A 23,777-nucleotide genomic window follows, 5' to 3' on the forward strand; every position below is an offset into this window, starting at 1 on the left:
TGCGGGCCGAACCGAGGCGGGTCGAGCCGGTGCGCGTCGAGCCGCTGAGCGAGGACGTCCTCGTGGACCGGGTGGTCGAGCGCGTGCTCGCCGTCGGGCGTGAGCAGCCCCGGGCGGTCCGCCTCCTCGTCGACGGCCACCCCTCCACGCGGCCCGAGGACCTCGCGGATCGTCTGGTCGCGCCGCTCCGCGCGGCGGGCCGCCCGGTCGCGCGCGTGCGCGTGCAGGACTTCTGGCGCCCCGCGTCGCTGCGCCTCGAGCGCGGGCGCGAGGACCCCGACGCGCTCCTCGACGAGTGGGTCGACGTGGCCGGGCTCCGGCGCGAGGTGCTGGACGCCGTCGGGCCGTGTGGTACCGGCCGCTACCTGCCGAGCCTGCGCGACCCCGCGACGAGCCGGTCGACGCGCGCCGCGTACGTCGAGGCCGAGCCGGGCCTCGTCGTCGTGCTCGACGGCGCGCTCTGCCTGGGCCTCGGCCTCGCGCTCGACCTCACCGTGCACCTCGCCCTGCGCCCCGCGACGCTCGCGCGCCGCACCGCGCCCGACGCGGCGTGGACGCTCGCCGCCTACGGCCGGTACGCGCAGGAGGTCCGTCCCGAGGACGTGGCGGACGTCGTCGTGCGGGTCGACGACCCGCGGCACCCGGCGCTCGTGGTCCGCTGAGCCACCGCTGGCGGGGCGGGCCGGAGCGGGCGCGGTCAGCGGGGGAGGTGCGTCTCGACGAGGTCGACGATCGCCGGGTCGTCGGGCAGCGTGCGCGGCCGGAACCGGTGCACCTCGCCGCCGGGCAGGACGAGGAACTTCTCGAAGTTCCACGTGACGCGCCCCGCCTTGCCGTCCGCGTCGGGCGTCTTCTTGAGCTCCGTGTACAGCGGGTGCGCGTGCCGGCCGTTGACGCGCACGCGGTCCACCACGGGGAACGTCACGCCGTAGGTGAGCGAGCAGAACTCCTGGATCGCCTCGTTGGTGCCGAGCTCCTGGAGGAACTGGTTGCTGGGGAACCCGATGACGGTGAAGCCGCGGTCGCGGTACTTGTCCTGCATCGCCTCGAGCGTCGCGTACTGCGGCGCGAGGCCGCAGCGCGACGCGACGTTGACGACGAGCACGACGTCGTCCGCGTGCTCGCGCAGGGTGTGCGCCGTCCCGTCCATGGCGTCGAACGGGATGTCGTACAGGCTCATGGGACCTCCTCGGGCGAGGCGCCGGTGCGTCCGGGCCCGTCCCATCCTCGCACCGCGGGTGTGACGTCGTGCGGAACCCGTCCCGACCCCGGTCGAGCGCGCGCGAGCCTGCCCGTGGCGTGCTGAAGTATGTGCGCGATGCCAGCAGCCGAGAGAAGGGACGCCTCCATGCGCCCGTGGACCCCGAAGACCGACATGGTGCGCCGGTTGTACGTCGCAGGCCGGGAGGCGACGAGCCCGGCCGAGGCGCTCCGGATGTCCCCGCAGGAGCTCGCGGAGGAGTTCGACCGCTGGCTCGAGGGCGTCCGCGCCGCGCGCGAGCAGTAGGAGCGGCGGAATCTCGGTGGCCTCCCGCGCCCGCGCGGGACAGACTCGGGACATGACGACGCGGGTGCCGGACGACGGGCCGGACCACGGCCTGGACAGAGGTCCGGACGACGGGCCGGACTCCACCTCGCCCGTGGTGCGGGCTGTGGTGGGTGTGGTCGTGGGCATCGCGATCTTCGCGTTCGTCGGCGTGGTGGGGTACTTCGTCGTCGTGACGGTCGGCATCCAGTCCTGGGCCGACCAGCGGGACTCCTCCGCCGAGCGGTCGGTGGCGAGCGCCCCGGCGAGCACCACGGACGGCGCCGAGGCCGGGCGGGAGACGACGCTCGACGCGTCGAACGAGGCGTACCGCCAGCGTCAGGGCACCCCTGAGCGCGACGCCGAGGCGGCCCGCTCGGTGCCCGCGGTCCGCGCCGCGCTCGACCCGGTCGCGGACGGCTCGGCGGTCGACGCCGACGAGGTCGCGGCGGCGCTCGCCGCCGCGGGGTTCGAGACCGTGCAGGTCGTGGGCACGACGGCGTCCGGCGAGGTCGCGACGACCGTCGGCGTGGGCGTCGCCGTCCCGGGCGGCTGCGTGTTCGGGGGCGTCGCGCCCGACGCCGTGACCCTCGAGGCCGGCGGCCCGATCGCGGACGGCGGCTGCCTGGAGATGCCGGCGCACTGACGCCCCTCGCACCGGGCGCCTGCGGCCGCGAGGCCCGGCCCGGGCGGTCCGGGAGGCCGCCGGGCGGGTCGATCTCGCGACCTGCGGCTCCACCTGGGTACGGTCAGCGGGGCGGGCGACGGAGCCCGCACGGCTGACGGAGGATGAGAGATGCGGATCGAGGGCGCGGTCGCGCTGGTGACGGGCGGGGCGTCGGGCCTCGGGCGCGCGACGGCGGAGGGCCTGGTGGCGGCCGGCGCGAGCGTCGTGCTGGCCGACCTCGCGTCGTCCGACGGCGCGGCGGTCGCCGAGGGTCTCGGCGGCGCGGCGCGGTTCGTCCCCACGGACGTGACGAGCGAGGACGACGTCGCGCGGGCCCTGGACGCCGCCGACGCCCTGGGCGGGGCGCGCGTCGTCGTGAGCTGCGCCGGGATCGTGCTCGCGCAGCGGGTCCTCGGCCGGTCCGGGGTGCACGCGCTCGACGCGTTCCGCCGCGTGGTCGACGTCAACCTCGTCGGCACGTTCAACGTCGTCCGGCTCGCCGCGGAGCGCATGCTCGCCCTCGACCCGCTCGGTCCCGACGGCCCCGACCCCGACGGCGAGGAGCGCGGCGTCGTCGTGCAGACGGCGTCGGTCGCGGCGTTCGACGGCCAGGTCGGGCAGGCGGCCTACGCCGCGTCCAAGGCCGGGGTCGCCGGCCTCACGCTGCCGCTCGCGCGCGACCTCGCGCAGCACCGGATCCGCGTCATGACGATCGCGCCCGGGATCTTCCGCACCCCGATGATGGCGTCGCTCCCCGAGGCGGCGCAGGAGTCGCTCGGGGCGCAGGTGCCGCACCCGAGCCGGCTCGGGCACCCGGAGGAGTACGCGCACCTCGTGCGCGCGATCGTGGAGAACCCGATGCTCAACGGCGAGGTGGTCCGCCTCGACGGCGCCATCCGCATGGCGCCGCGCTGAGCCGCAGGACCGCCGGGGGGCACGGGCCGCCCGACGCACAGGACCCCGGGCACGCGCCCGGAGGAGAGGAGAGGGACGATGCCGCCGTACACGACGGCGACCGACTTCCGGGCCGACCTGCTCGCCCGCGCGACGGCGGCCCAGCGCCGCGCGTCCGCCCGGAGCTTCCCGGGCGACGGCACCGTCGCCGGGGTGCGCATGGGCGACGTGTTCGTGCTCGCGAAGAACGCCCTCGACCTGCCGGTCGACCAGATCGAGCTGCTGCTCGAGGACCGGATCCACGAGGTGCGGGCCGGCGGGTGCTCGATCATGGGCAAGGCGGCGACCGCCCGGCGCGTGACGGTCGAGCGGCACGCGGAGCTCGTGGAGCTCTTCCTGCGCCGGCACGACCGCATCGACACGTGGGACCTCGTGGACCTCACCGCGTCCCAGGTGCTGGGGACGTGGCTGCTCGACCGCCCGCGCGACGTGCTCGACGACCTGGCGCGCGCGCCCGACTGGCCGCGCCGTCGCTCCGCCGTCGTCGCGACGGCGGCGTTCCTGCGCCGCGGCCAGGTCGACGACACGTTCCGGCTGTCGGCGATGCTGCTCGACGACCCGGAGCCGTACGTCCAGAAGGGCGTCGGCTGGATGCTCCGGCACGCGGGCGACGTCGAGCCCGAGCGGCTGCGGGCGTTCCTCGAGGAGCGGGCGGCCACGATGTCGCGCGACGTGCTGCGTGCGGCCGTCGAGAAGCTGCCGCCCGCGGAGCGCAAGGAGTGGCTCGCGCGCTGAGCGTCGGTCCGGCGCCTCAGCCCAGGCGGGCCACCGTCGGGTCGTCGCCCAGCTCGAGCCGCAGCAGCCGGCCCTGGACCGCGGCGTACCGGGTGCTGGACGCCGCGTCGCTCCTCCAGCCGATCTCGCCGTCACGGAGGTCGAGCGCGACGAGCCGTGTCGTGCTGTGTTCCTCGTCCTCCCACGCCGAGACGGCGAGGAGTGCACGGGCGCCGTCGGTGAACGCCTGCCCGACGTGCAGCATCCCGGGGCCCACGGCGGGCCCCGCGCCGTCGTCGACCAGCTCGTCGATCGTGCGGGTCCACAGGGTGCGCCCGGTCTCCACGTCGACCCCGACGAGGACCGAACCCATGCCCTGGAGGACGACGGCGACGCCGTCCGCGACGACGTACGCGATCTCGGGGGAGTTCACCTCCGCGTTCTCCCAGCGCGGGCGCCCGGTCGCGTCGTGCGCGACGAGGTCCGTGACCTGGCGCGTGAGCACGAGGTCGCCCGCGGTCCCGTCCGTCGCGGTCGGGACGATCACCTCGCCCGTCGGCTCCCACCGGAGGGCACCGTCCGGCTCGAGCACGGCTGCCGCGCCGGTACCGTCCGGCGCGGCCCAGCCGCGGCCGACCGCGCGCAGGAGCGCGCCGTCGGGGAGCTGCACGACCACGTCCGCGGGCTTCTCCGGGTCGTCGACGCGGGTGCCCTCGGGCGTGAACCGGGCGTCGACACCGCAGCCCCGCACGGCCACGAGCCCGGCGGAGCGGACGACGGTCCCGCCGTCGAGGTCGGCGTAGGTGGCGTCCTCGGCGACGGAGTACTGGTCGCACCCGCCCTCCTCGGCGACGAAGGGCAGCTCCTGCTCCCAGCGGACGGCGCCGGTCCGGGCGTCCTCCAGCGTGACGACGGCCGCGCGCCCCCCGGACAGGTCGGTGGGCAGGCCCGTCGAGGGGTCGGTCGGCACCGGGGCGGCGGGCGTGTCGCCGACGCGGCGGAAGCGGGCGACCGTGCCGTCCGGTCCCGGCGCCGACCAGCCGCGCGACGCGTCCAGGGGGCGGGTCGTGGCGGTGCCGTCGGCGTCGAGCACGGTCACCTGCGGGGCGAGGAAGGGCGCCGTCCCGTCGACCGCCTCGCCGGTGGTCGTCGTGAGGAGCGTCCGGCTCGCGAGCTGCGAGGGGACGTCGTCGGTGACGCACACGAGCGTCTCGTCCGGCACCGGGGACGTCAGCGCGAGCTCGAGCTCGCCGCCGCAGCGGGACGTGCGTGGGAGGGGCACGGTCCAGCGGACCGCGCCGGAGTCGAGGTCGTGGGCGACCGCCTCGTCGTCGCGCACGACGACGAGGAGGCCGGGCAGCGCGGCGAGGGCGCCGCTCGTCTGCGCGTCCGTGGACCAGAGCTCCCGGGGCGCGCTCTCGACGGGCTCGACACCCCCGACGGAGCGGCGCAGCGTCTCCAGCGACCCGCGCGACGACGCGGCGTCCACGACCGCCATGCCGGCGACGACGACCCCGACGGCGGTCGCTCCCGCGAGCGCCAGACGCAGGCGCCGCCGCCCGGCGCCGCTCGCGCGAGGCGGGGCGGCCTCCTCGGGGGCCGGGCCCGGGCTCGGGTCCGGTTCCGGGTGCCGGTCCGGTCCCGCGTCGCCCGCGACGTCGTCGAGCGCGAACGTGATCCGCGCGTGGTCGGGACGGCGTCGTCGGGGCACGCCCGCATCCTAGGGGAGCCGCCTCAAGGGGTCCCCGAGTGGCCGGGCGACGACCCCGCGCCCGCTGCGGGCACCCGGCCGCAGAAGGGCTCGCGCAACCGCAGCCCTTCGCGGCGGGAGAACCAGACCGTGAGCACGACGGTGGCGCTGCCGAGGAGCCCGAGGTCGACGAGCAGCACGAGCGGCTCGATCGCGCCCTGCTCCATCGACGAGGCGCTGAAGGGCGCGAGGAGGAACAGGAAGAGGTTGTTGGCGACGTGCACGAGCACGGCCGGCTCGAGCCCGCCCGTCTTCCAGACGAGGAACCCGGTGCAGAGCGCGAACGCCGCGATGCCGATCTGTCCCACCCCGTCGTACCCGTGGCCGACGACGAAGAACGGGACCGGCAGGACGATCCCCCACACGGGTGAGCGCAGCCAGGTGCCGAGCATCTGCTGGGGCAGGCCGCGGAACGCGTACTCCTCGGCGGCGCACTGCAGCGGCCCGAGGATCAGGACGCACCCGAGGCTCAGCAGCAGGGCCGGGGTCACGGCGGGGGTCGCGAGGTCGGCCGGCGGCCGGAGCAGGAACCCGCCCACGGTGACGACGCCGTAGAGCGGCACGACGAGCGGCACCGCGCTGCCGACGAGCCCCCACCGGAACCGTCCGGTGACCGAGTGGATCGTGCCGCGGCGTCGACCGCCCCAGCGCACGCCGAGCACGACGGCGGGCAGCAGGAGCGCGATGAGCCCGAGGCCGATCGCCCAGTCCAGCGGGTTGAGCGGGTCGGAGAAGTCGTCGGACGGCGTCGGCAGCCCGGGCCGGTAGGGCACCAGCACGGCGTAGGCGACCGCGACGACGGCGACCGGGGCGAGGAAGGCGAGGTAGAGGAGCGCCGTCGCGCCGAACGTGGTGAGCGGGGTCCACCACCGTGCGGGGCGGAGGTCGACGCGGGCCGCCCGGTGGTAGGGGAAGGTGGTCGCGGTCGTGCTGTCGAGCGTGGGCCGGTACGCGGGACCGATGAGCGGCGGGCCGGGCACGGGTGCCGTCGGGGCGGGGCTCTCGTCGAGCGAGGGGTGCATGTGTCGAGCCTGGTCGGGCGGCTCGGGCCGCGGTATCGGTCATCGGTCTGATTTCTCGTCCCCAGCCGGGGGGCCGGGCTCGTCGGTGCCTACAGTGCTCCGGTGAGCATGTTCGCGCAGCGCCCGGCGTGGCGTCGGGTCCTCCGCGAGACCGGCCTCCTGGCCGCGGTCGCCCTGTCGGGTGCCCTGCTGTTCCTCGGCAACTTCGCTCTCAGCGTCGACACGCCGGGCGCGCAGGACGACCCCGTGCGGTTCGCCGCGCTCCTGTTCCTCGACCTCGCGTTCGGGGTCGCCGCGTGGGTGGTCGTGCTCTGGCGTCGCAGCGCGCCCTTCCTCGTCGCCCTGCTGCTCGCCGTGCTCGCCGTCGTCTCGACCGCGGCGGTGCCGGCGGCCCTCGTCGCGTTCGGTTCGCTCGCCACCCGGCGCCGGGTGCGCGAGCTGGCGCCGGTCGCGGCGGTCTGGCTCGTCGGCGTCCTGGCGGTGGCCGCCCTGGGGATCGACCTGGTCGGCGTCGCGCTGCCGTGGTGGGAGGTCGTGGCCGCGGTGGGCGCGACCGCCGTCGTCCTCGCCGTCGCGCTCGCCGCGGGCCTCGCGGTCGGCGCGCGACGGGACCTCGTCGCCGCGCTGCACGAGCGGGTCCGGCTGACCGCCGAGGAGCAGCGCCTCGGCGAGGAGCGCGCGCGCCACCAGGAGCGCACGCAGATCGCCCGGGAGATGCACGACGCCCTCGCCCACCGCCTCTCGGTGACCGCGATGCACGCGAGCGTCCTGCGGCACCGGACGGACCTCGACGCCGCGGACCGGGACGAGGCCGTCGCCGCACTGCACGACAGCAGCCGTCAGGCGCTCGCCGACCTGCGCGAGCTCCTCACCTACGCACGTGGTCCGAGCCGGTCGGACGACGACCGGCCCCAGCCGACCCTGGACCGGCTCGACGAGCTCGTGGCCGAGACGCCGCTCGCCCGGACGGACTGCGCCGTCGACCTCGAGCGCCTGCCCCCGACCGTCAGCCGGCACTCGTTCCGGATCGTCCAGGAGTGCCTGACCAACGCCCGGCGGCACGCCCCCGGGCAGCGCGTCGACGTCGCCATCAGCGGCGCTCCCGGCCGTGAGCTGGCCATCGTGGTGCGCAACGCTCTCGCGGGGCCGCGGCAGGGTGCGCCCCGACCGGGCCTCGGCGTCATCGGGATGCAGGAACGGGCGCGGGCCGTGGGCGGGTCCGTCAGCGTCCGCCCGGGCGTCGACGAGCACGTGGTGTCGGTGATGATCCCCTGGCCCGCCGCGTGAGCCGCCCGTCGCCCGACGTCGTCCGGGTGGTCACCGTCGACGACCAGCCGGAGGTCCGCTCGGCGCTGCGCCTGATGCTCGGTGGCGAGCCCGACATCGCCGTGGTGGGCGAGGCGGTCGACGGGGACCACGCGCGCGACGTCATCGAGGCCTGCCGGCCGGACGTCGTGCTCATGGACCTGCGCATGCCACGCTGCGACGGGCTGGTCGCGACGGCGCGCGAGACCGCGCTCCGGCCGGAGACGGCGATCATCGTCCTGACGACCTTCGACACGGACCACCACGTCGTGCGCGCCCTGCGTGCCGGGGCGTGCGGGTTCCTCCTCAAGGACGCGCCGCCGGACGAGCTCGCCCACGCCGTCCGCGCGGCGGCCCAGGGACGGCCCGTCCTCGCGCCGGCGGTGCTGCGGCGGGTGATGACGCTCGCCGCCGAGAACACCCGACCGCCGGACAGCGCCGCGGTCGACGCCCTCGCGACGCTCTCCCCGCGCGAGCGCGAGATCGCGCGCGCCCTCGCCCGGGGGATGTCGAACGCGGAGATCTGCGCGGCGCTGTTCATCTCGCTCGCCACCGTGAAGACGCACGTCAGCCGGGTGATCGCCAAGCTCGGCGTGGAGTCGCGCACCCAGGTCGCCGCCCTCGTGCTGCGGAACGACCCGGAGCACGGATGACCGCGGCGGGGGTTCCCGCGGCGGGCCGGGCGGCGTACGGTGAGCGCACGCAGCCCACCCGCCCTGGCAAGAATCTCCCTTTTGACTCTCTGCTGTGAAAGTTTGTGCCACACTGGCCCCGTGAGCAGCAGCACGCCCGGGGGGCCGTGGGTCGTCGGGCTCGACGTCGGGGGGTCGGGGAGCCGCCTCCTCGCCCGTCGCCTGCCCGCCGCGGCAGGGTCCGGTGCGGGTACGGACGACGTCGCGCTGTCCGGCCGACCGGTCGCGATCGGGCCGACGGGGAGCGACGCCGCGGACGTCGTGCGTGACCTCCTCGACGCCCTCCGTGCCGCGGTCCCCGCTCTCGCCGCAGACGGCGTCGCTGCGGCCGCGGTCGGTGCGACCGGCCTCGCGTCCCTCGTGCGCGACCCCGCCGAGCTGCACGCCGCGCTGCGCACGGGCCTGCCTCCCGCCGAAGGTCTCGGGGTCGACGGCGACCCGTCCGTCCGGCCCGGCCCGCGTACCGCCGTCGCGGCCGACGCGCTCACCGCGCACCTCGGCGCGCTGGGTGGCCGTCCCGGCGCCGTCGTGGCGGTCGGGACCGGGGCGATCGCGCTCGGCACCGACCTGCGCACCGTGTGGCACCGCGTCGACGGGTGGGGCCACCTGCTCGGCGACCTGGGCTCCGGGTCGTGGATCGGCGCGCAGGGGCTGCGGGCCGCGGTCGCCGCGCACGACGGCCGCGACTCCGGCGGCTCGCCGGCGCTGCTCGCCGCCGCCGTCGCGCGGTTCGGCCCGGTGCCGTCGTGGCCCGGGCAGCTCTACACGCGCCCCGACCGCGCCCAGGTGCTCGCGTCGTTCACGCCCGACGTCGCGGCCGCGGCCCGTGCGGACGACACCGTCGCGCGGCAGGTCCTCGCGGGCGCCGGGACCCACCTCGCGACGACGCTCGCCGCCGCGCTCGTCGACGGCGTCCCGCCGCTCGCCGCCGCGACCGGCGGGGTGCTGGGGATCGGCCCGCTGCTGACGGACGCGTTCCGGGCGCGGCTCGCCGTGCTGCGGCCGGACGTCGCGCTCGTCGACCCTGCGGGCACGCCGCTCGACGGCGCGCTGCACCTCGCCGCGCGCCTCGCGACCGAGCCGGGCTCCGTCGTCGAGCACGCGCCCTGGCTCACGCTCGGCGACCACGCCGCGCCACCGACCGCCGTGCCACCGACCGCCGCGCCACCGACCGCCCTGCCGCCGGGCGCGCCCGGCACCGCCCCGCACCCGACCACCGCCGAGGAGACCCCATGACCGCCGACGGCCTCGTCCGCATCCGCCAGGCCCTGCCGAGCCTGCGGCCCGCCGAGGCGCGCATCGCCGAGGCCGTGCTCGCCGACCCGGCGGCCGTCGTGGGCAAGACGATCACGGAGCTCGCCGCGCTCGTCGGGACGTCGCAGGCGACGGTCGTGCGGTTCTGCCGCGCCGTCGGGTACGCCGGGTACCCGGAGTTCCGCATCGACCTCGCGCAGGCGACGAGCCGCCGCGCCGTCGAGCAGGAGCGCGCGAACGTCGCGCACGGCGAGATCGACCCCGACGACACGCTGCACGACGTCGTCACGAAGATCGCGTTCCACGAGGCGCGCACCATCGAGGAGACGGCGCGCATGCTCGACCTCGACGCGCTGGAGCAGGTCACCGCCGCGGTCGCGCAAGCGACGCGGATCGACCTGTTCGGCGTCGGGTCGAGCGGGCTCACGGCGCAGGACCTCGCGCAGAAGCTCCAGCGCATCGGGCTGCTGTGCTTCGCGTCGCCGGACCCGCACGTCCAGCTCCAGTCCGCGGCGCTCCTGGCCGAGGGCGCCGTCGCCGTCGGCGTCTCGCACAGCGGGCTCACGGTCGAGACGAACGACGCCCTGCGCATCGCGCGCGACCGTGGCGCGACGACCGTCGCCGTGACGAACTTCCCCGAGTCGCCGCTCGTCGAGCACGCGGACCTCGTGCTGACGACGACGGCGCGCGAGACGCAGTTCCGGTCCGGCGCCCTGTCGAGCCGCATCGCGCAGCTCGCGCTCGTCGACTTCCTGTTCGTGCGCGTCGCGCAGCGCCTGTACGACCGCACGACCGCGAACCTGCGCGCGACGTACGAGGCCGTGCAGCCCCACCGCCTCGGCTACGACCGCCGGACGCGCCCGTGACCGCCGTCGAGACGCCCGGCCTCGAGCTGCGCACGGACCTCCTCACGCGGGTCGCGCAGGCGCACGACGCGTCGCACTACCTCCTGCGGCCCGAGGTCGTCGTGCGCGCGCACGACCGCGACGGCGTCGTCGCGGCGATGCGCGAGGCGACCCGCCGCGGGCTGCCGGTGACGTTCCGCTCCGGCGGCACGAGCCTGTCCGGCCAGGCGTCGGGCGCGGGCGTGCTCGTCGACACGCGCACGCGCTTCACCCGGGTCGAGGTGCTCGACGGCGGCGAGCGCGTGCGCTGCGAGCCCGGCGCGACGCTGCGGCTCGTCAACGCGCACCTGCTGCGGCACGGGCGCCGGCTCGGCCCGGACCCGGCGAGCGAGATCGCGTGCACGATCGGCGGGGTCGTGGCGAACAACTCGTCGGGCATGTCGTCGGGGACGGCGCGGACCGCGTACCGGACGGTCGAGGCGATGACGGTCGTGCTCGCGAGCGGGACGGTCGTCGACACGGGCGCGCCCGACGCCGACGCGCGCCTGCGCGACGCCGAGCCCGCGATCCACCGCGGTCTCGCGGAGCTGCGCGACCGCGTGCGGGGCAGCGCGGCGGCGCGCGCGGAGATCGAGCGCCAGTTCTCGATGAAGAACACGATGGGCTACTCCGTCAACGCGTTCCTCGACCACGACGAGCCCGTGAAGATCCTCGAGCACCTGCTCGTCGGGAGCGAGGGCACGCTCGGGTGGGTCGCCGACGTGACGTTCCGGACGGTGCCGCTCCTCGCGCACGCGGCGACGACCCTCCTCGTGCTCGACTCGCTGGAGCACGCCACGGACGCGCTCGTGCCGCTCGTCGCGTCGGGCGCGGAGGCGATCGAGCTGCTCGACGCGGCGTCGCTCCGCGTCGCCGCGGCGGACCCGGCCGCCGATCCCTCGATGCGCTCGCTGGCCTCCGGGGCGGGCATCCACCGGCAGACCGCGCTCCTCGTCGAGTACCGCGCGGCGACCTCCGACGCTCTCGCGCCCTTCCAGGAGGCGGCGCGCGACGTCGTCGGCTCGCTCGCCGGCTCCCTGGCCGTCCCCGCCACGGTGACGACCGACGCCGCGACGCGCGAGCGCCTGTGGCGCGTGCGCAAGGGCCTCTACACCGCCGTCGCGGGCGCGCGGCCCGCGGGCAGCACCGCGCTGCTCGAGGACGTGGCCGTCCCCGTCGCCGACCTCACCGCGACGGTGCGCGACCTCGGCGCGCTCTTCGAGCGCCGGGGCTACGGCGACGCGGTGACGTTCGGGCACGCCAAGGACGGCAACCTGCACTTCATGATCACGCCGCGCCTCGGCGACCGCGCCGAGCTCGACCGGTACGCGGCGTTCAGCGACGACCTCGTCGACCTCGTGCTCGGCCACGGCGGCACGCTCAAGGCCGAGCACGGCACCGGCCGCATCATGGCGCCGTTCGTGCGGCGCCAGTACGGCGACGAGCTCTACGCCGTCATGCGCGAGGTCAAGCGGCTGCTCGACCCGCACGGCCTGCTCAACCCGGGCGTCGTGCTCAGCAACGACGACCACGAGCACCTGCGGAACCTCAAGGTCGAGTCGTCGGCGGGCGGGGACGACGCGGCGCTCGTCGACCGCTGCGTCGAGTGCGGGTACTGCGAGCCGGGCTGCCCGTCGCGCACCGTGACGACCACGCCGCGCCAGCGCATCGCGCTGCTCAAGGAGATGGCCGCCGCGCCGCCCGCCGAGCGGCGCGAGCTCGAGCGGCAGTACGCCTACCAGGGCGTCGCGACGTGCGCCGCGGACTCGCTGTGCGTCGAGGCGTGCCCCGTGGGCATCGACACGGGCGTCGTCATGAAGGGCCACCGCGCGCGGTCGCAGCCGCGGCTCGTGCAGCGCGGGGGAGCGGCCGCCGCCGAGCACTGGGGGACCGTGGTCACGGGCCTGCGCGCCGCGCTCGGCGTCGTCCAGGCCCTCCCGACGCCGCTCGTGCGCGTCGCGTCCGACGTCGCCCGCGGGGTCGTCGGGACGGACGTCGTGCCGCGCGTCGACGCCGACCTGCCCGGCCCGGGGCCGCGCCGCGGGACCACGGCCGTCGTGCCCGACGGCGGCGCCACCCCCGCGCGCGCGGTGCTGTTCGCGTCGTGCATGGGTGAGCTCTTCGCGCCCGCCGGGGCCGGCCTGCCCGCGGGAGCGTGCGGCGGAGACGGCGCGAGCCGCCCGGTCGGGGCCGAGGCGGCGTTCCGGGCGCTGTGCGAGCGGGCGGGCGTGGGGCTCGTGGTCCCCGACGGGATCGGCGGGCTGTGCTGCGGCACCCCGTGGTCGTCCAAGGGCCTGCCCGACGGCGCGGCCGCCATGGCCCGCAAGGTCGTGGACGCGCTGTGGGTCGCCACGCGCGAGGGCGAGCTGCCGGTCGTGTGCGACGCGTCGAGCTGCACCCACGGCCTCGCCGAGACGGCGCGCCACCTCACCGGGACGGACCCGCGCGACGAGCGGGCGCGCGACCGGTTCGCCCGCCTGCGGGTCGTCGACGCCGTGACGTTCGTGCGCACCGACGTGCTGCCCGGCCTCGCGGCCCGCGGGGTCGACGTCGCGCGGGCGGGGGACGTCGTCGTGCACCCGACGTGCGCGACCGTGCACCTGGGCGCCGTGGACGACCTGCGGGCCGTGGCGGAGGCCGTCGCCGAGCGTGCCACCGTGCCGGCGGCCTGGGGCTGCTGCGGCTTCGCGGGCGACCGGGGGATGCTGCACCCCGAGCTCACCGCGGGCGCGACGCGCGCCGAGGCGGACGAGGTCGCGCACCGCGCCGGCAGGCTCCCGGAGGGGCGCTTCGACGCGTACGTGTCGAGCAACCGGACGTGCGAGATGGGCATGTCCCGCGCCACGGGCGAGGACTACGTCCACGTGCTCGAGCTCCTGGAGGCGGCCACGCGCCCCGGCGCGGCCGTCTGACCCCCGCGCGGTCGAGCCGGGAGCGGACGCGCGCGGTCGAGCCGGGAGCGGTCGCTCGGCGCGGTCGCTGCGACGCGGGGAGGCGGCAGACCGCTCGTCGCGGTGCATAGGGAGTGCCGACCGGTGGACGCCACCGCCGGCACCCCCCCCAGGAGGACGACCGGATGGACGGCATCACCGCGATCGCGCAGCGGGTGGCTGCCATCGAGGCGACCCTCAGCCCCGCCCGCACCGTCGACGTCCGCACCGTCGACACCCGCGCCGCGGACGCCGTCGCGAGCGGCTCCGGCGCGCGCTTCGACGAGCTCCTCAGCACGGTGCTGGCGGGGTCGACCGGCACCGGCAGCACCGCGGTGGCGGGCGCGACCGGTCCCGACCGGACGCGCACGGTCGACGGCGTCCCCGGCGACCTCGCGGCCTACGGCAACGGGAAGATCCCCCGGACCGCCCTGCAGGAGGTCGGGACGACCGGCCACCGCCTCTGGGCGCCCGCGGGCCAGGCGCTCGAGGGCCTGCTCGCCGAGGCGGCACGCGACGGCGTCCGCATCGGCATCACGGACTCCTACCGGTCCTACGACGCGCAGGTCGACGTCGCCGCGCGCAAGGGCCTGTACTCCCAGGGCGGGCTCGCCGCCGAGCCGGGTACCAGCCCGCACGGCTGGGGGATCGCGGTCGACCTCGACCTGGACGACCGGGCCCAGGCGTGGATGCGCACCAACGGCGGCCGCTTCGGCTTCGTCGAGGACACCCCGCGCGAGCCGTGGCACTGGGTGTACCGGTCCTGACCGCGGGGCCCTCCTGCAGCAAGGAGTTCCGCGGCGCCTCGCCGAGCGGTTGACCACGGCGAACCCCGGCACGCTCGAACCGGGTCCCTGGTCACGGGGGTGCTCGCCTCGTGCTGGGTGGGCGGGGAGGGCTATCGGTAGGCGTCGGCGCGGTGCGCGATGCGGACGACGAGCAGCACCCCGGTGTCGTGGTCGAGCTCGAACAGCACGCGGTAGTCGCCGCGGCGCGCGGAGCGCAGGCCTTCGAGCTCGTACCGCAGCGGCTTGCTCATGCGTTCGGGGTTGGTCGGCAGGGTCGTGGTGACGAACTCGACGACCGCGGCCGCGATCTTGTGCGGCAGGCGCAGCAGCGACCGCTCGGCCGCGGGTGCGATCTCGACCCGCCACGCCGGTGTCTGGTCGTCGGTCACTGCGCCGGCAGCCCGAACCGTGCCCGCAGGTCCTCACCGGACGTCGTGGCGCCCTCGGCGGCGGCGCGACGGGCCTCGTCGATGTCGTCGCGCACGCCGGGCTGGGACAGCCAGAACAGCGTCTCGCGCAGCGACTCGAGGTCGTCCTCGGCCATCAGCACCGCGGCACCGCGCCCGTGCCGGGTGATCCGGATGATCTCGTGCTCCCGGTCGGCCTCGTCCACCAGGGCCGACAACTTGTCTTTCGCCTCGCTCAGCGCTACGGATTTCATACGGCCATATTAGCCGAACTGCTAGCCCGTAGGTAGCCCAATTTCCAGCCAATAAGGCCATCGGCTCCCTCTCATGCTCGCGCCCTGCGCTCCCCACAGGACGTCGGCAGGCCCGGCGCAGCGGCGGACAGGCAGTCGGCATCGACGTGCTCGACGACGGATCGTTGGCGGGATCTCTGCGCGCTCGAGGTCAGTTCGCGAACCCGACAGCGCAGTCAGGATTCGGCTGGGTTCCTGCCTGTGGTCCGTGCATCGGCGGACTTTCGACTTTTGATTGACACCCGACAGAAGCCTCGTAGGATGACGACCGAGTGGTAGGTGAATTTCACCCGACCGCTACGGCCCGACCGCCTCCGCGCGTGCCCCGGTGCACGTGGTGGCACTCTCCGTCCGCACGACGACGTGCGGGGGGATCGCGCTCGACGACGAGACGAGGAGGACCACCGGGCAGGGGACGCGCAGCCCTCCCACCAGCACAGACAGACCGAGCCGCCCTGATTCCGTCGTTGGCGCGACGGGGGCGACCCGGTCCGGATGACCCCTCACAGGCGACTGAACCTCACAGGAGCGGCATCAGATGAAGGATATCGACCGGCGTGCGCGCCGGAACCGGCGGGTGACCGCGGCTCTGGCCGCCGGCGCCCTCGCGCTCACGGGCCTGGGCGCGGCGACGGCACCCGCCGTCGCGCACGACGGCGTCGACCACGGCGCGGAACCGGGTGCCGAGGCGGCGCTCGACTGGTCCAACTACGAGCGCGTGCTGCTGACGAAGGACGTGGGCGAGCCCATCGACCTCGCGATCCTCCCGGACTCGCGCGTCCTGCACACGGCCCGCAACGGCGACGTGCGGCTCACGGACCCGGCGACGGGCGTCACGCGCGTGGTCACGACGCTCGACGTCTACGCGAACTCGGAGGACGGCCTCCAGGGCGTCGCGCTCGACCCGGAGTTCGAGGACAACGGGTGGGTCTACCTCGTCTACGCGCCGCGCGACGCGGACGGCGACGGCGTCGCGGACACCCCGACGGGCAACGCGCCCAACTCGCTCCCGGCGGGCGAGGACGAGAGCTACTGGGACCGCTGGGTGGGCGTGAACCGCCTCGCTCGGTTCCAGTGGACGGGCGACACGATCGACCTCGCGAGCGAGCAGGTGATCCTCGACGTCGAGGTGCAGCGCGGGCAGTGCTGCCACGTCGGGGCGGACATCGACTTCGACGGCGACGGCAACCTCTACCTCACGACGGGCGACAACACGCCCGCGAGCACCCCGGGCGCGAACGGCTTCGCGCCGAACAACGACGCCCCCGGCATGAACCCCGGCTTCGACTCGCGTCGTGGCGCGGGGAGCACGAACGACCTGCGCGGCAAGATCCTGCGGATCCACGTCGAGGACGACGGCTCGTACTCGATCCCCGAGGGCAACCTGTTCGCGCCGGGCACCGAGGGCACGCGCCCCGAGATCTTCGTCATGGGCGTGCGCAACCCGTTCCGGTTCGAGGTCGACCCGGAGACGAACTCGCTCTCCTGGGGCGACTACGGCCCCGACGCGACGAAGGCGGTCGCGGAGACCGCGGGCCGCGGGCCGATGGGCCTCGTGGAGTGGAACGTCGTCTCGCTCGATGACCCGCACAACGCCGGCTGGCCCTACGTCCAGGGCGACAACTTCGCCTACAACGACTGGGACTTCGCGACGGGCACGCCGGGGGAGTTCTTCGACCCCGAGAACCTCGTCAACGACTCCCGCTGGAACACTGGCCTGCGCGAGCTGCCGCCGGCCCGCGCCGCGACGCTCTGGTACGGCGACAACCCGGGCGACCAGCCGTGGGACGAGCTCGTGAACTTCGGCTCCGGCTCCGGCCAGGCGCCGATGGGCGGTCCCGTCTACCACTACGACGCCGACAACCCGTCGACCACGAAGCTCCCCGCGTACTGGGACCGCAAGGCGTTCTTCGGCGAGTTCTCGCAGGACTACCTCGCCGCGTTCACGGTCGACTGGGAGACCTTCGACGTCACGCACATCGAAGACTTCCTGCCGAACGCCGCGCTCGCCGCGGCGGGGCAGCCGCCGCACGACAACCCGATGGACCTCGAGTTCGGTCCCGACGGCTCGCTCTACGTGCTCGACTACGGCGACGGCTTCTTCCGCGCGAACCCCGACGCGGGCCTGTACCGGATCGACTACGCCGAGGGCAACAAGGCGCCCCAGGCGCGCTTCACCGCGACGCCCACGTCGTCGTCGCAGGCTCCGCTCGAGGTGACGTTCGACGCGTCGACGTCGTCCGACCCCGAGGGCGACGACCTCACCTACGCGTGGGACGTGGACGGGGACGGCACGTTCGACGCCGAGGGCGTCCGGACGACGCACACGTACACGGAGATCGGCGCGTACACCGCGCGCCTGCGCGTCACCGACGCGTCGGGCAAGTTCTCCCTCACGTCGCGCGTCATCTCCGTCGGGAACCAGGCGCCCGAGGTCACGATCGAGTACCCGGCCGACGGCGCGTTCTTCGACTGGGGCCAGGCCGTCCCGTACCAGGTGACCACGACCGACGCCGAGGACGACCTCGGCGGCGGCGGGGCGCCGACGCCGCACCTCACGTCGGGCGACCAGATCGGCGAGTGGCTCGCCGACGCGATCGGGCACGACGTCCTCGTCGAGACGCTCGGGGTCGACGCCGAGACGCTGGGCGAGGCCTCCGGCTTCACCCTCGACGAGCTCGTCGCGATCTCCGGCGGCGCCGTCACCGCGCAGATGGTGGCGGACGTGCTCGAGGCGTACGCCGCCGCGTTCGAGGACCCGCAGGCGGGCTCGGGCACCGTGTGCTCGCGCGTCGCGTGGACGTACGGCCTCGGGCACGACGAGCACGCGCACCCCGAGTCCACGGGCACGGGCTGCACGGGCGCGTGGCGCACCGACCCCAACTCGCCCGAGCACGGTCCTGGCGCGCTCCTGTACGGGGCGGTCGTCGTCACGTACACCGACGCGGGCCACAACGGCCTCCCGCCGGCCGCGGGCGAGGCGACGCTGCGCCTCAACCCGAAGGAGCAGCAGGGCGAGCACGCGATCGGCCGCGAGGGCGTCGAGGTGTTCGCCGACGCGACCGCACGGGGCGGCAACGCCGTCCGCGGGCTCGGCGCGGGCGACTTCCTGCGGTACGACCCGGTGAGCTTCGCCGGGATCGACGGCGCCGTGGTCCGCGCGAGCGGCGGCGGCGAGCTCGAGCTCCGCTGGGGCGCGGCCGACGCCGAGCCGTTCGCGACCGCCGTCGTCCCCACGGGCGAGGGCTGGCAGGACGTGGAGATCACGTTCGACGCCCCCGAGGGCTCGGGCACGCTGTTCGTGACGTCGTCCGACGAGCTCGCGGTGGACGCGATCACCATGGTGGGCGCGGGCGCGGCGGACGTCACCGCCCCGACCGTCGCGCACACGCTCGCGCCGGAGGCGCCCACGGGCGTCGGCGGCGTGTTCAACGAGCCGGTGCGGTTCTCCGTGCAGGCCACCGACGACGGCGCGGTCGCGAGCGTGCAGTACTCGCGCGACGCGGGCGCGACGTGGACGAACCTCGCGGCGAACCAGCAGTACGGCGTGACGTTCTCGCAGGACGGCGCGTACGACCTGCTCTACCGCGCGACCGACACCGGCGGCAACGTCTCCGAGGCCGGCGCGGTGTCGTTCACGATCGACCTCGACGCCCCGGACGAGCCGACGGTCGCCTCGGCCACGACGGTCTCCGTCGGCGCCGCGCGCGTCTCCTACGGCGCGCCGGGCGAGGCCGTCGTCACGGTCACGGGCGAGGGCGGCACGCCCACGGGGGAGGTCGTGCTCACCACGGGCGAGACCGAGGTCGGGCGCGGGACGCTCGCGGACGGCACGGCGACGATCGCGATCGACCCGTCGCTCGCCGTCGGGACGCACACCCTCACCGCGACGTACGGCGCCGACGGCGTCTACACGGCGTCGGCGGGGACGGTGCGCCTCACGGTGGCCCAGGCCCGGTCGACCACGACGGGCAGCGTGGCGCCGAACCCGGTGAAGCCCGCCGTCGCGGCGAAGGCGACGCTCCACGTGGAGTCGTCGACCGGCGTCGTGCCCACGGGCGACGTGCAGGTGACGGTGCGCAAGAACAACGGCACCGTCGCGTCGCTCACCGGGACGCTCGACGAGGCGGGGGACGTCGTCGTGACGCTCCCCAAGCTCGCGGCGACCGGCACCTACCAGGTGCAGGCCCGCTACCAGGGGTCCGCCGGGGTCGCGCCCAGCACGGTGAACCTCACCCTCACGGTCCGCAGCTGACCGTCCCACCGGTGGCCCGGGCGAACCGCCCGGGCCACCGGCCCCCAGGCGTCCCCGGGTGCGGTCCCGGGGCGGCTCACCTCGAAGGAGAGACATGAGTTCACACCACCACCCGACGGTCTCGGCCAAGCCGATGACCCGTCGCAACCTGCTCAAGGCGCTCGCGGCGTCGTCGGTCGCCGTGGGCGTGGGGGCCGCCCTCGGTCCGTCGGCGGCGAACGCGCTCGGCGGCGCCCTCCCGACGGCGGTCGCGCCGTCCGGCGGGCGCAACCGGCTCGTGCCGGTGAACCGCATCGGCATCCAGCTCTACACCGTGCGGGACAAGGTCAGCTCGCTCGGGTTCCGAGCCGTGTTCGAGGAGCTCGCCGACATCGGCTACTCCGAGATCGAGTTCGCGGGCTACACGCAGGGGAGCGTCGGCGCGATCACCGTGCCGGAGATCCGGCAGCTGCTCGACGACAACGGCCTGCGGGCCGTCGGTGCGCACGTCAACCTCACCCCGGCGAACATCGACGCCGAGATCGAGAAGGCGCTCGCGCTCGGCATGCCGCACCTCGGCCAGGGCGGCCCCATCGCGGGCGGCTACGGCGGCCCCATCCCCAAGGCGCAGTGGCTCCAGGCCTGCGAGACCTGGAACCAGATGGGCGAGAAGGCCCGCGCGGCGGGGCTCAAGCTCTACTCGCACAACCACGCCCAGGAGTGGGCGTTCACCAGCGACGACCCGAACCAGCGCGTCTACGACCTGCTGTGGGACAACCTCGACCCCGAGCTCGTGTTCTTCGAGATGGACGTCTACTGGGCGTACGTGGGCCGCCACCTGTACCCCGGGTTCGAGCCGATCGACTACGTCACGCGCGACCCGCGCCGCTTCCCGATCCTGCACCTCAAGGACGGCAAGACGAACGAGTCCAGCGGCAACGGCTACGACATCATCGAGTTCGGCGCCGGCGACATCCCCTACCAGGCGTTCCTCTCCCAGCTCCGCGACCGAGGGCAGCGGTTCGGGCTGTACGAGCAGGACAACGCGGCGACCGTGGCCGAGCCCGGCAACGCCCTCAACTCCCTGGGCAACGCCCGCCGCAGCTACGGCGAGATCTCCTCGCTCCGCGGCTGACGCGGACCGACCACACCTGACAAGGAGCATCACATGAAGTGGAAGTGGAAGGTCCCGGCCGCCGCGCTGCTCGCGGTGGCCACGGCCACGGCGGTCGCGCCCGCGGCGCAGGCCGCCGACGTCGAGTGCACGACCGACCTCGGCGACCGGACCGTCAGCGGCGACCTCGTCGTCCCCGGGGGCGCGGACTGCGTCCTCGGCGGCGCGACCGTCGAGGGCGACGTCGTGGTCCAGCCGGGCGGCTGGCTCGACGCGACGTCCGTGACCGTGGGGGGCGACGTCGTCGCGACCGACGCGTACGGCGTGCTGCTCGACGGCACGAGCGTCGCCGGGGACGTCAGCGTCTACTCGGCGGGCACCCGGAACGGGTTCCTGTACCTCAACGACCTCACCGTCGGGGGCGACGTCGCGGCCGGGGGCGTGGACGTCGAGATCAGCGACTCGACCGTCTCCGGCGGGCTGCTCACGCAGGAGGCGAGCTACGTCGACCTGCTGCGCACGTCCGTGCGCGGCGACGCGACGCTCGACGGCTCCGCGTTCGGCGTGACGGTCGCGGGCGCCGTGGTCGGGGGCACGCTCACCGTGAGCAACGGTGCGCGCGACCTGCTCGTCGGCGCGACGGCGTCCGGCGAGGCCGACGAGTGGGGCAACGCGGTCGCGGGCGACCTCGTGCTCAGCGGGAACGCCGGCAACCTGCGGGTCGCGGGCACGGCGGTCCAGGGCACGATCCGTGCGACGGGCAACGACCCGGCCGCCGTCCTCGGGCCCGGGAACACCGCGGGCGGCGTCGAGGGCGACCACACCGGCGAGGAGCCGGGGGCTGCGCCCGAGGGCGACCAGGCCGTGGCCGTCACCGTGCCGCAGCAGTCCGGAGGCGAGCTCACGTGGTCGCTCGAGGGCTCGTCGCGCCTCGTCGACCTCGGCGTCGCCGACGAGGAGCTCAGCCACTACCAGGCCCAGGGCCAGCTCGTCCCCGTGCGCGTCCAGGACACGCGCGCGGGCGACCCGGCGTGGTCGGTCACCGGCCAGGTGTCCGACTTCACGGCGGGCGGCCAGACGGTCGACGGCAAGCACCTCGGCTGGACGCCGGGCGTCATCGAGAACGGCGGCGACGCGGTCGCCGGCGCCCCGGTCGCGTCCGGGTTCGACGAGGGCGAGGGCCTCAAGCAGGCGCGCACCCTCGCGCGGGCCGACGAGGGCCACGCGCGCGGCGCGTCCGTGGTCGGGGCCGAGCTCGACCTCAAGATGCCGCTCGACACCCCGCGCGGCACCTACACCGCGACGATCACGCTCACCGCACTGGGCTGATCCCGCGGGACACCGCAGCCCGGCCCGGCACGGGCCGGGCGACCGGTCGGCCACCACGCACGCCGTGGTGGCCGGCCGGTCCGGCGGCTCTCGTCCGAGCCGCCCCACCTGCACCGACGAAGGACCGAGCGCATGACCCACCGCCGCACCTCTCCCGCCCCTGCGTCCCACGCCCTGCGCGCGCTCGCCGGTCCCCTGCTCGCGCTCGCGCTCCTCGGCGCGCCCGCCGCCGCGGCGCTCCCCGGGGACGCCGCGCCCGCCGCGGCCCCCGGCCACGTCGCGCCCGCCGCGCGGACCGCCGTCGCGACCGACGACGCCCCCGCGCCCGACCCGGAGCAGACCGTGCAGTGGGGCGTGCGCCCGGGAGACACCGCCCAGGGCGTCGACCGGCCCAACTTCGCGTACTCGCTCGCGCCCGGCGGCTCGCTGCGCGACAGCCTCGTCGTCTCCAACCACGACGACACTCCGCTCGCGCTCGCCGTCTACGCGGCCGACGGCTTCCTCACCGACGACGGCACGCTCGACCTCCTGCCCGCGGGCGAGGTGTCGACCGCGCTCGGGTCGTGGATCGCCCTCGACCAGGCCGAGGTCGAGATCCCTCCGCAGGAGCGTGTCGAGGTCCCCTTCACCGTCACCGTGCCCGACGACGCGACCCCGGGTGACTACGCCGCCGGAGTCGTGTCGTCCCTCGTCGTGGTCGCCGAGGACGGCGTCACGACCGACCGGCGGCTCGGCTCGCGCGTGCACCTGCGGGTCCAGGGCGAGCTCGCCCCGGCGCTCGCGGTCGACGACGTGCGGCTCGCCTACGACGGCACGCTCAACCCGTTCGCGCCCGGCAGCGCGACCGTCACGTTCACCGTGACGAACGAGGGCAACGCGCGCGTCGCCCCGGCGACCGCCGTCCGCGTCGCCGGCCCGTTCGGGCTCGGCGCGACGTCCGCGACCGACGTCGACGTGCCCGAGCTGCTCCCCGGCTCGTCCGTCGAGCGGACCGTCGAGGTCGACGGCGTCTGGCCGCTCGGTCGCGAGGTCGCGACGCTGACGGTCGGCGGAGAGGTCGTGCCGCTGCCCGGGACGGTGCCCGACCCGGAGGTCGTCGTGCCGGGCGTCGTCGCGACCGCCGCCACCTGGGCCGTGCCGTGGGTCGCGCTCGGCCTCCTCGTCCTCGTGGCGCTGCTCGTCGTCTGGCGCGTCCGCGCGCGGCGCCGGGCGCGGACCGCCCAGCAGCGCGCGGTCGACGCCGCCGTCGCCGCCGCGCTCGCCGAGCGTGCCGCGGGCGGTGCGGACGAGCCGACGACCGAGGAGTCCCCGAGCGAGCCCGTCGGCAGCCCGGCAGCGGACCGGGACCCCTGGGCGAGACCTGCGCCGTGAGGTGTCCGGGCCGGAGCGACGGTGGTGGAGACGGCGTCACCTGGCGCACCTGAGCGGCGCGGCGCCTTCGATACGGTGCGGGGGTGCAGCTCGAGTGGACACAACCGTTCCGGTGGGGCCTCCTCCTTGCTTTCGACGAGCAGGAGTCCTTCGACCTTCCCCCGGACCTCGGCGACGAGGCGATCACGTCGTCACCGTCCTGCCTGGCCGTGCCGGTGCTCCATGCCGCCGACATCGACGTCTCGGACGACTGGCCCGAGGACGTGGATCCTCCGTCCGCGACGGTCACCGTGACCGTCGTCGTCGGTGAGCCCTTGCCCACGGGAGTTGCGGAGTTCGACGGACAGCTCAGCTGCCCGTCCGGGCGACTCGCGATCGGGACCGCCGAGAACGAGCGCACCGTCGACGTCCCCCCAGGGTCGCTGCGTGTGCAGGTCGACCGAGAGCCCGCGGAGTACGCGAGCCACGTGACGATGCGCATCGCCGCCGCCCGGGAGCCGGACTGACGCCGGGGAACCTCGGCACGAGTCCGTGGAGCGGTACC

Annotated in this window: 21 protein-coding genes; 16 read left to right on the forward strand and 5 right to left on the reverse strand. The window is 75.5% G+C overall.

The window, feature by feature from the left end; all coding sequences use genetic code 11:
- The first annotated feature begins 29 nt into the window (after nt 1–29).
- Nucleotides 30–662, forward strand: a complete 633-nt coding sequence (locus tag E1O70_RS01025; RefSeq protein ID WP_061268164.1) for a nucleoside/nucleotide kinase family protein — start codon at nt 30–32, stop codon at nt 660–662.
- 35 nt (nt 663–697) lie between these two features.
- Here the strand turns inward: E1O70_RS01025 and E1O70_RS01030 are convergent, their stop codons facing one another.
- Nucleotides 698–1,180 carry a glutathione peroxidase gene (locus tag E1O70_RS01030; RefSeq protein WP_043652816.1) on the reverse strand — a complete coding sequence of 161 codons (483 nt, stop codon included), beginning with the start codon at nt 1,178–1,180 and terminating at the stop codon, nt 698–700.
- A 168-nt stretch (nt 1,181–1,348) separates the two neighbouring features.
- Between E1O70_RS01030 and E1O70_RS19755 the strand changes: the two genes are divergently transcribed.
- From E1O70_RS19755 to E1O70_RS01045, 4 genes are all read left to right on the forward strand, one after another.
- Nucleotides 1,349–1,507 carry a hypothetical protein gene (locus E1O70_RS19755; RefSeq protein ID WP_021483806.1) on the forward strand — a complete coding sequence of 53 codons (159 nt, stop codon included), beginning with the start codon at nt 1,349–1,351 and terminating at the stop codon, nt 1,505–1,507.
- A 52-nt stretch (nt 1,508–1,559) separates the two neighbouring features.
- Nucleotides 1,560–2,171 (forward strand): DUF6993 domain-containing protein, encoded by a 612-nt coding sequence (locus E1O70_RS01035; protein WP_128957693.1) that lies wholly within the window; start codon nt 1,560–1,562, stop codon nt 2,169–2,171.
- Nucleotides 2,172–2,321: 150 nt separating this feature from the next.
- Entirely contained in the window at nt 2,322–3,107 is a 786-nt protein-coding gene (locus E1O70_RS01040) for an SDR family NAD(P)-dependent oxidoreductase (RefSeq protein ID WP_061268166.1), read from the forward strand.
- A gap of 78 nt (nt 3,108–3,185) precedes the next feature.
- Complete coding sequence (locus tag E1O70_RS01045) at nt 3,186–3,881, forward strand: DNA alkylation repair protein (protein ID WP_061268167.1); 696 nt, start codon at nt 3,186–3,188, stop codon at nt 3,879–3,881.
- A 16-nt stretch (nt 3,882–3,897) separates the two neighbouring features.
- Here the strand turns inward: E1O70_RS01045 and E1O70_RS01050 are convergent, their stop codons facing one another.
- A complete protein-coding gene (locus E1O70_RS01050; protein ID WP_061268168.1) occupies nt 3,898–5,571 on the reverse strand; it encodes an outer membrane protein assembly factor BamB family protein in 1,674 nt (557 codons plus the stop codon).
- A 23-nt stretch (nt 5,572–5,594) separates the two neighbouring features.
- Nucleotides 5,595–6,632, reverse strand: coding sequence for a CPBP family intramembrane glutamic endopeptidase (locus tag E1O70_RS01055; protein ID WP_061268169.1), 1,038 nt, complete (start codon nt 6,630–6,632; stop codon nt 5,595–5,597).
- A gap of 108 nt (nt 6,633–6,740) precedes the next feature.
- Between E1O70_RS01055 and E1O70_RS01060 the strand changes: the two genes are divergently transcribed.
- From E1O70_RS01060 to E1O70_RS01085, 6 genes are all read left to right on the forward strand, one after another.
- Nucleotides 6,741–7,919, forward strand: coding sequence for a sensor histidine kinase (locus tag E1O70_RS01060; RefSeq protein WP_240696565.1), 1,179 nt, complete (start codon nt 6,741–6,743; stop codon nt 7,917–7,919).
- Nucleotides 7,916–8,590: a response regulator gene (locus tag E1O70_RS01065; RefSeq protein ID WP_043652811.1), complete on the forward strand. Its 675-nt coding sequence runs from the start codon at nt 7,916–7,918 to the stop codon at nt 8,588–8,590. The genes E1O70_RS01060 and E1O70_RS01065 overlap by 4 nt, the downstream gene beginning before the upstream one ends.
- A gap of 120 nt (nt 8,591–8,710) precedes the next feature.
- Entirely contained in the window at nt 8,711–9,865 is a 1,155-nt protein-coding gene (locus E1O70_RS01070) for an N-acetylglucosamine kinase (protein WP_128957694.1), read from the forward strand.
- Nucleotides 9,862–10,749 (forward strand): MurR/RpiR family transcriptional regulator, encoded by an 888-nt coding sequence (locus E1O70_RS01075; protein WP_021482220.1) that lies wholly within the window; start codon nt 9,862–9,864, stop codon nt 10,747–10,749. The genes E1O70_RS01070 and E1O70_RS01075 overlap by 4 nt, the downstream gene beginning before the upstream one ends.
- Nucleotides 10,746–13,679, forward strand: a complete 2,934-nt coding sequence (locus tag E1O70_RS01080) for an FAD-binding and (Fe-S)-binding domain-containing protein (RefSeq protein ID WP_061269403.1) — start codon at nt 10,746–10,748, stop codon at nt 13,677–13,679. The genes E1O70_RS01075 and E1O70_RS01080 overlap by 4 nt, the downstream gene beginning before the upstream one ends.
- A gap of 164 nt (nt 13,680–13,843) precedes the next feature.
- Nucleotides 13,844–14,464: a M15 family metallopeptidase gene (locus E1O70_RS01085; RefSeq protein ID WP_061269404.1), complete on the forward strand. Its 621-nt coding sequence runs from the start codon at nt 13,844–13,846 to the stop codon at nt 14,462–14,464.
- Between the two features lie 131 nt (nt 14,465–14,595).
- Here the strand turns inward: E1O70_RS01085 and E1O70_RS01090 are convergent, their stop codons facing one another.
- Together E1O70_RS01090 and E1O70_RS01095 are read right to left on the reverse strand one after the other, a co-directional pair.
- Nucleotides 14,596–14,874 (reverse strand): type II toxin-antitoxin system RelE family toxin, encoded by a 279-nt coding sequence (locus tag E1O70_RS01090; protein WP_061269405.1) that lies wholly within the window; start codon nt 14,872–14,874, stop codon nt 14,596–14,598.
- Entirely contained in the window at nt 14,871–15,146 is a 276-nt protein-coding gene (locus E1O70_RS01095) for a type II toxin-antitoxin system Phd/YefM family antitoxin (RefSeq protein ID WP_061269406.1), read from the reverse strand. Before E1O70_RS01095 ends, E1O70_RS01090 begins: the two co-directional genes overlap by 4 nt.
- A gap of 577 nt (nt 15,147–15,723) precedes the next feature.
- On the opposite strand from E1O70_RS01095, the gene E1O70_RS19760 reads away from it, so the two are divergent.
- The 5 genes from E1O70_RS19760 to E1O70_RS01130 all read left to right on the forward strand — a co-directional run bounded on the left by E1O70_RS19760 (nt 15,724) and on the right by E1O70_RS01130 (nt 23,739).
- Nucleotides 15,724–19,440, forward strand: a complete 3,717-nt coding sequence (locus E1O70_RS19760; protein WP_082774849.1) for a PQQ-dependent sugar dehydrogenase — start codon at nt 15,724–15,726, stop codon at nt 19,438–19,440.
- Between the two features lie 94 nt (nt 19,441–19,534).
- On the forward strand, nt 19,535–20,554 hold the full coding sequence (locus tag E1O70_RS01115; protein WP_034651214.1) for a sugar phosphate isomerase/epimerase family protein: 1,020 nt from the start codon (nt 19,535–19,537) through the stop codon (nt 20,552–20,554).
- A gap of 33 nt (nt 20,555–20,587) precedes the next feature.
- Nucleotides 20,588–21,862, forward strand: coding sequence for a hypothetical protein (locus E1O70_RS01120; RefSeq protein WP_061269407.1), 1,275 nt, complete (start codon nt 20,588–20,590; stop codon nt 21,860–21,862).
- 132 nt (nt 21,863–21,994) lie between these two features.
- Nucleotides 21,995–23,233, forward strand: coding sequence for a DUF916 domain-containing protein (locus E1O70_RS01125; RefSeq protein ID WP_128957695.1), 1,239 nt, complete (start codon nt 21,995–21,997; stop codon nt 23,231–23,233).
- Between the two features lie 83 nt (nt 23,234–23,316).
- On the forward strand, nt 23,317–23,739 hold the full coding sequence (locus E1O70_RS01130) for a hypothetical protein (protein ID WP_061269100.1): 423 nt from the start codon (nt 23,317–23,319) through the stop codon (nt 23,737–23,739).
- Nucleotides 23,740–23,777 lie beyond the last annotated feature (38 nt).

The sequence above is a fragment of the Cellulosimicrobium funkei genome, from assembly GCF_004519295.1.
GTDB lineage: Bacteria > Actinomycetota > Actinomycetes > Actinomycetales > Cellulomonadaceae > Cellulosimicrobium > Cellulosimicrobium funkei.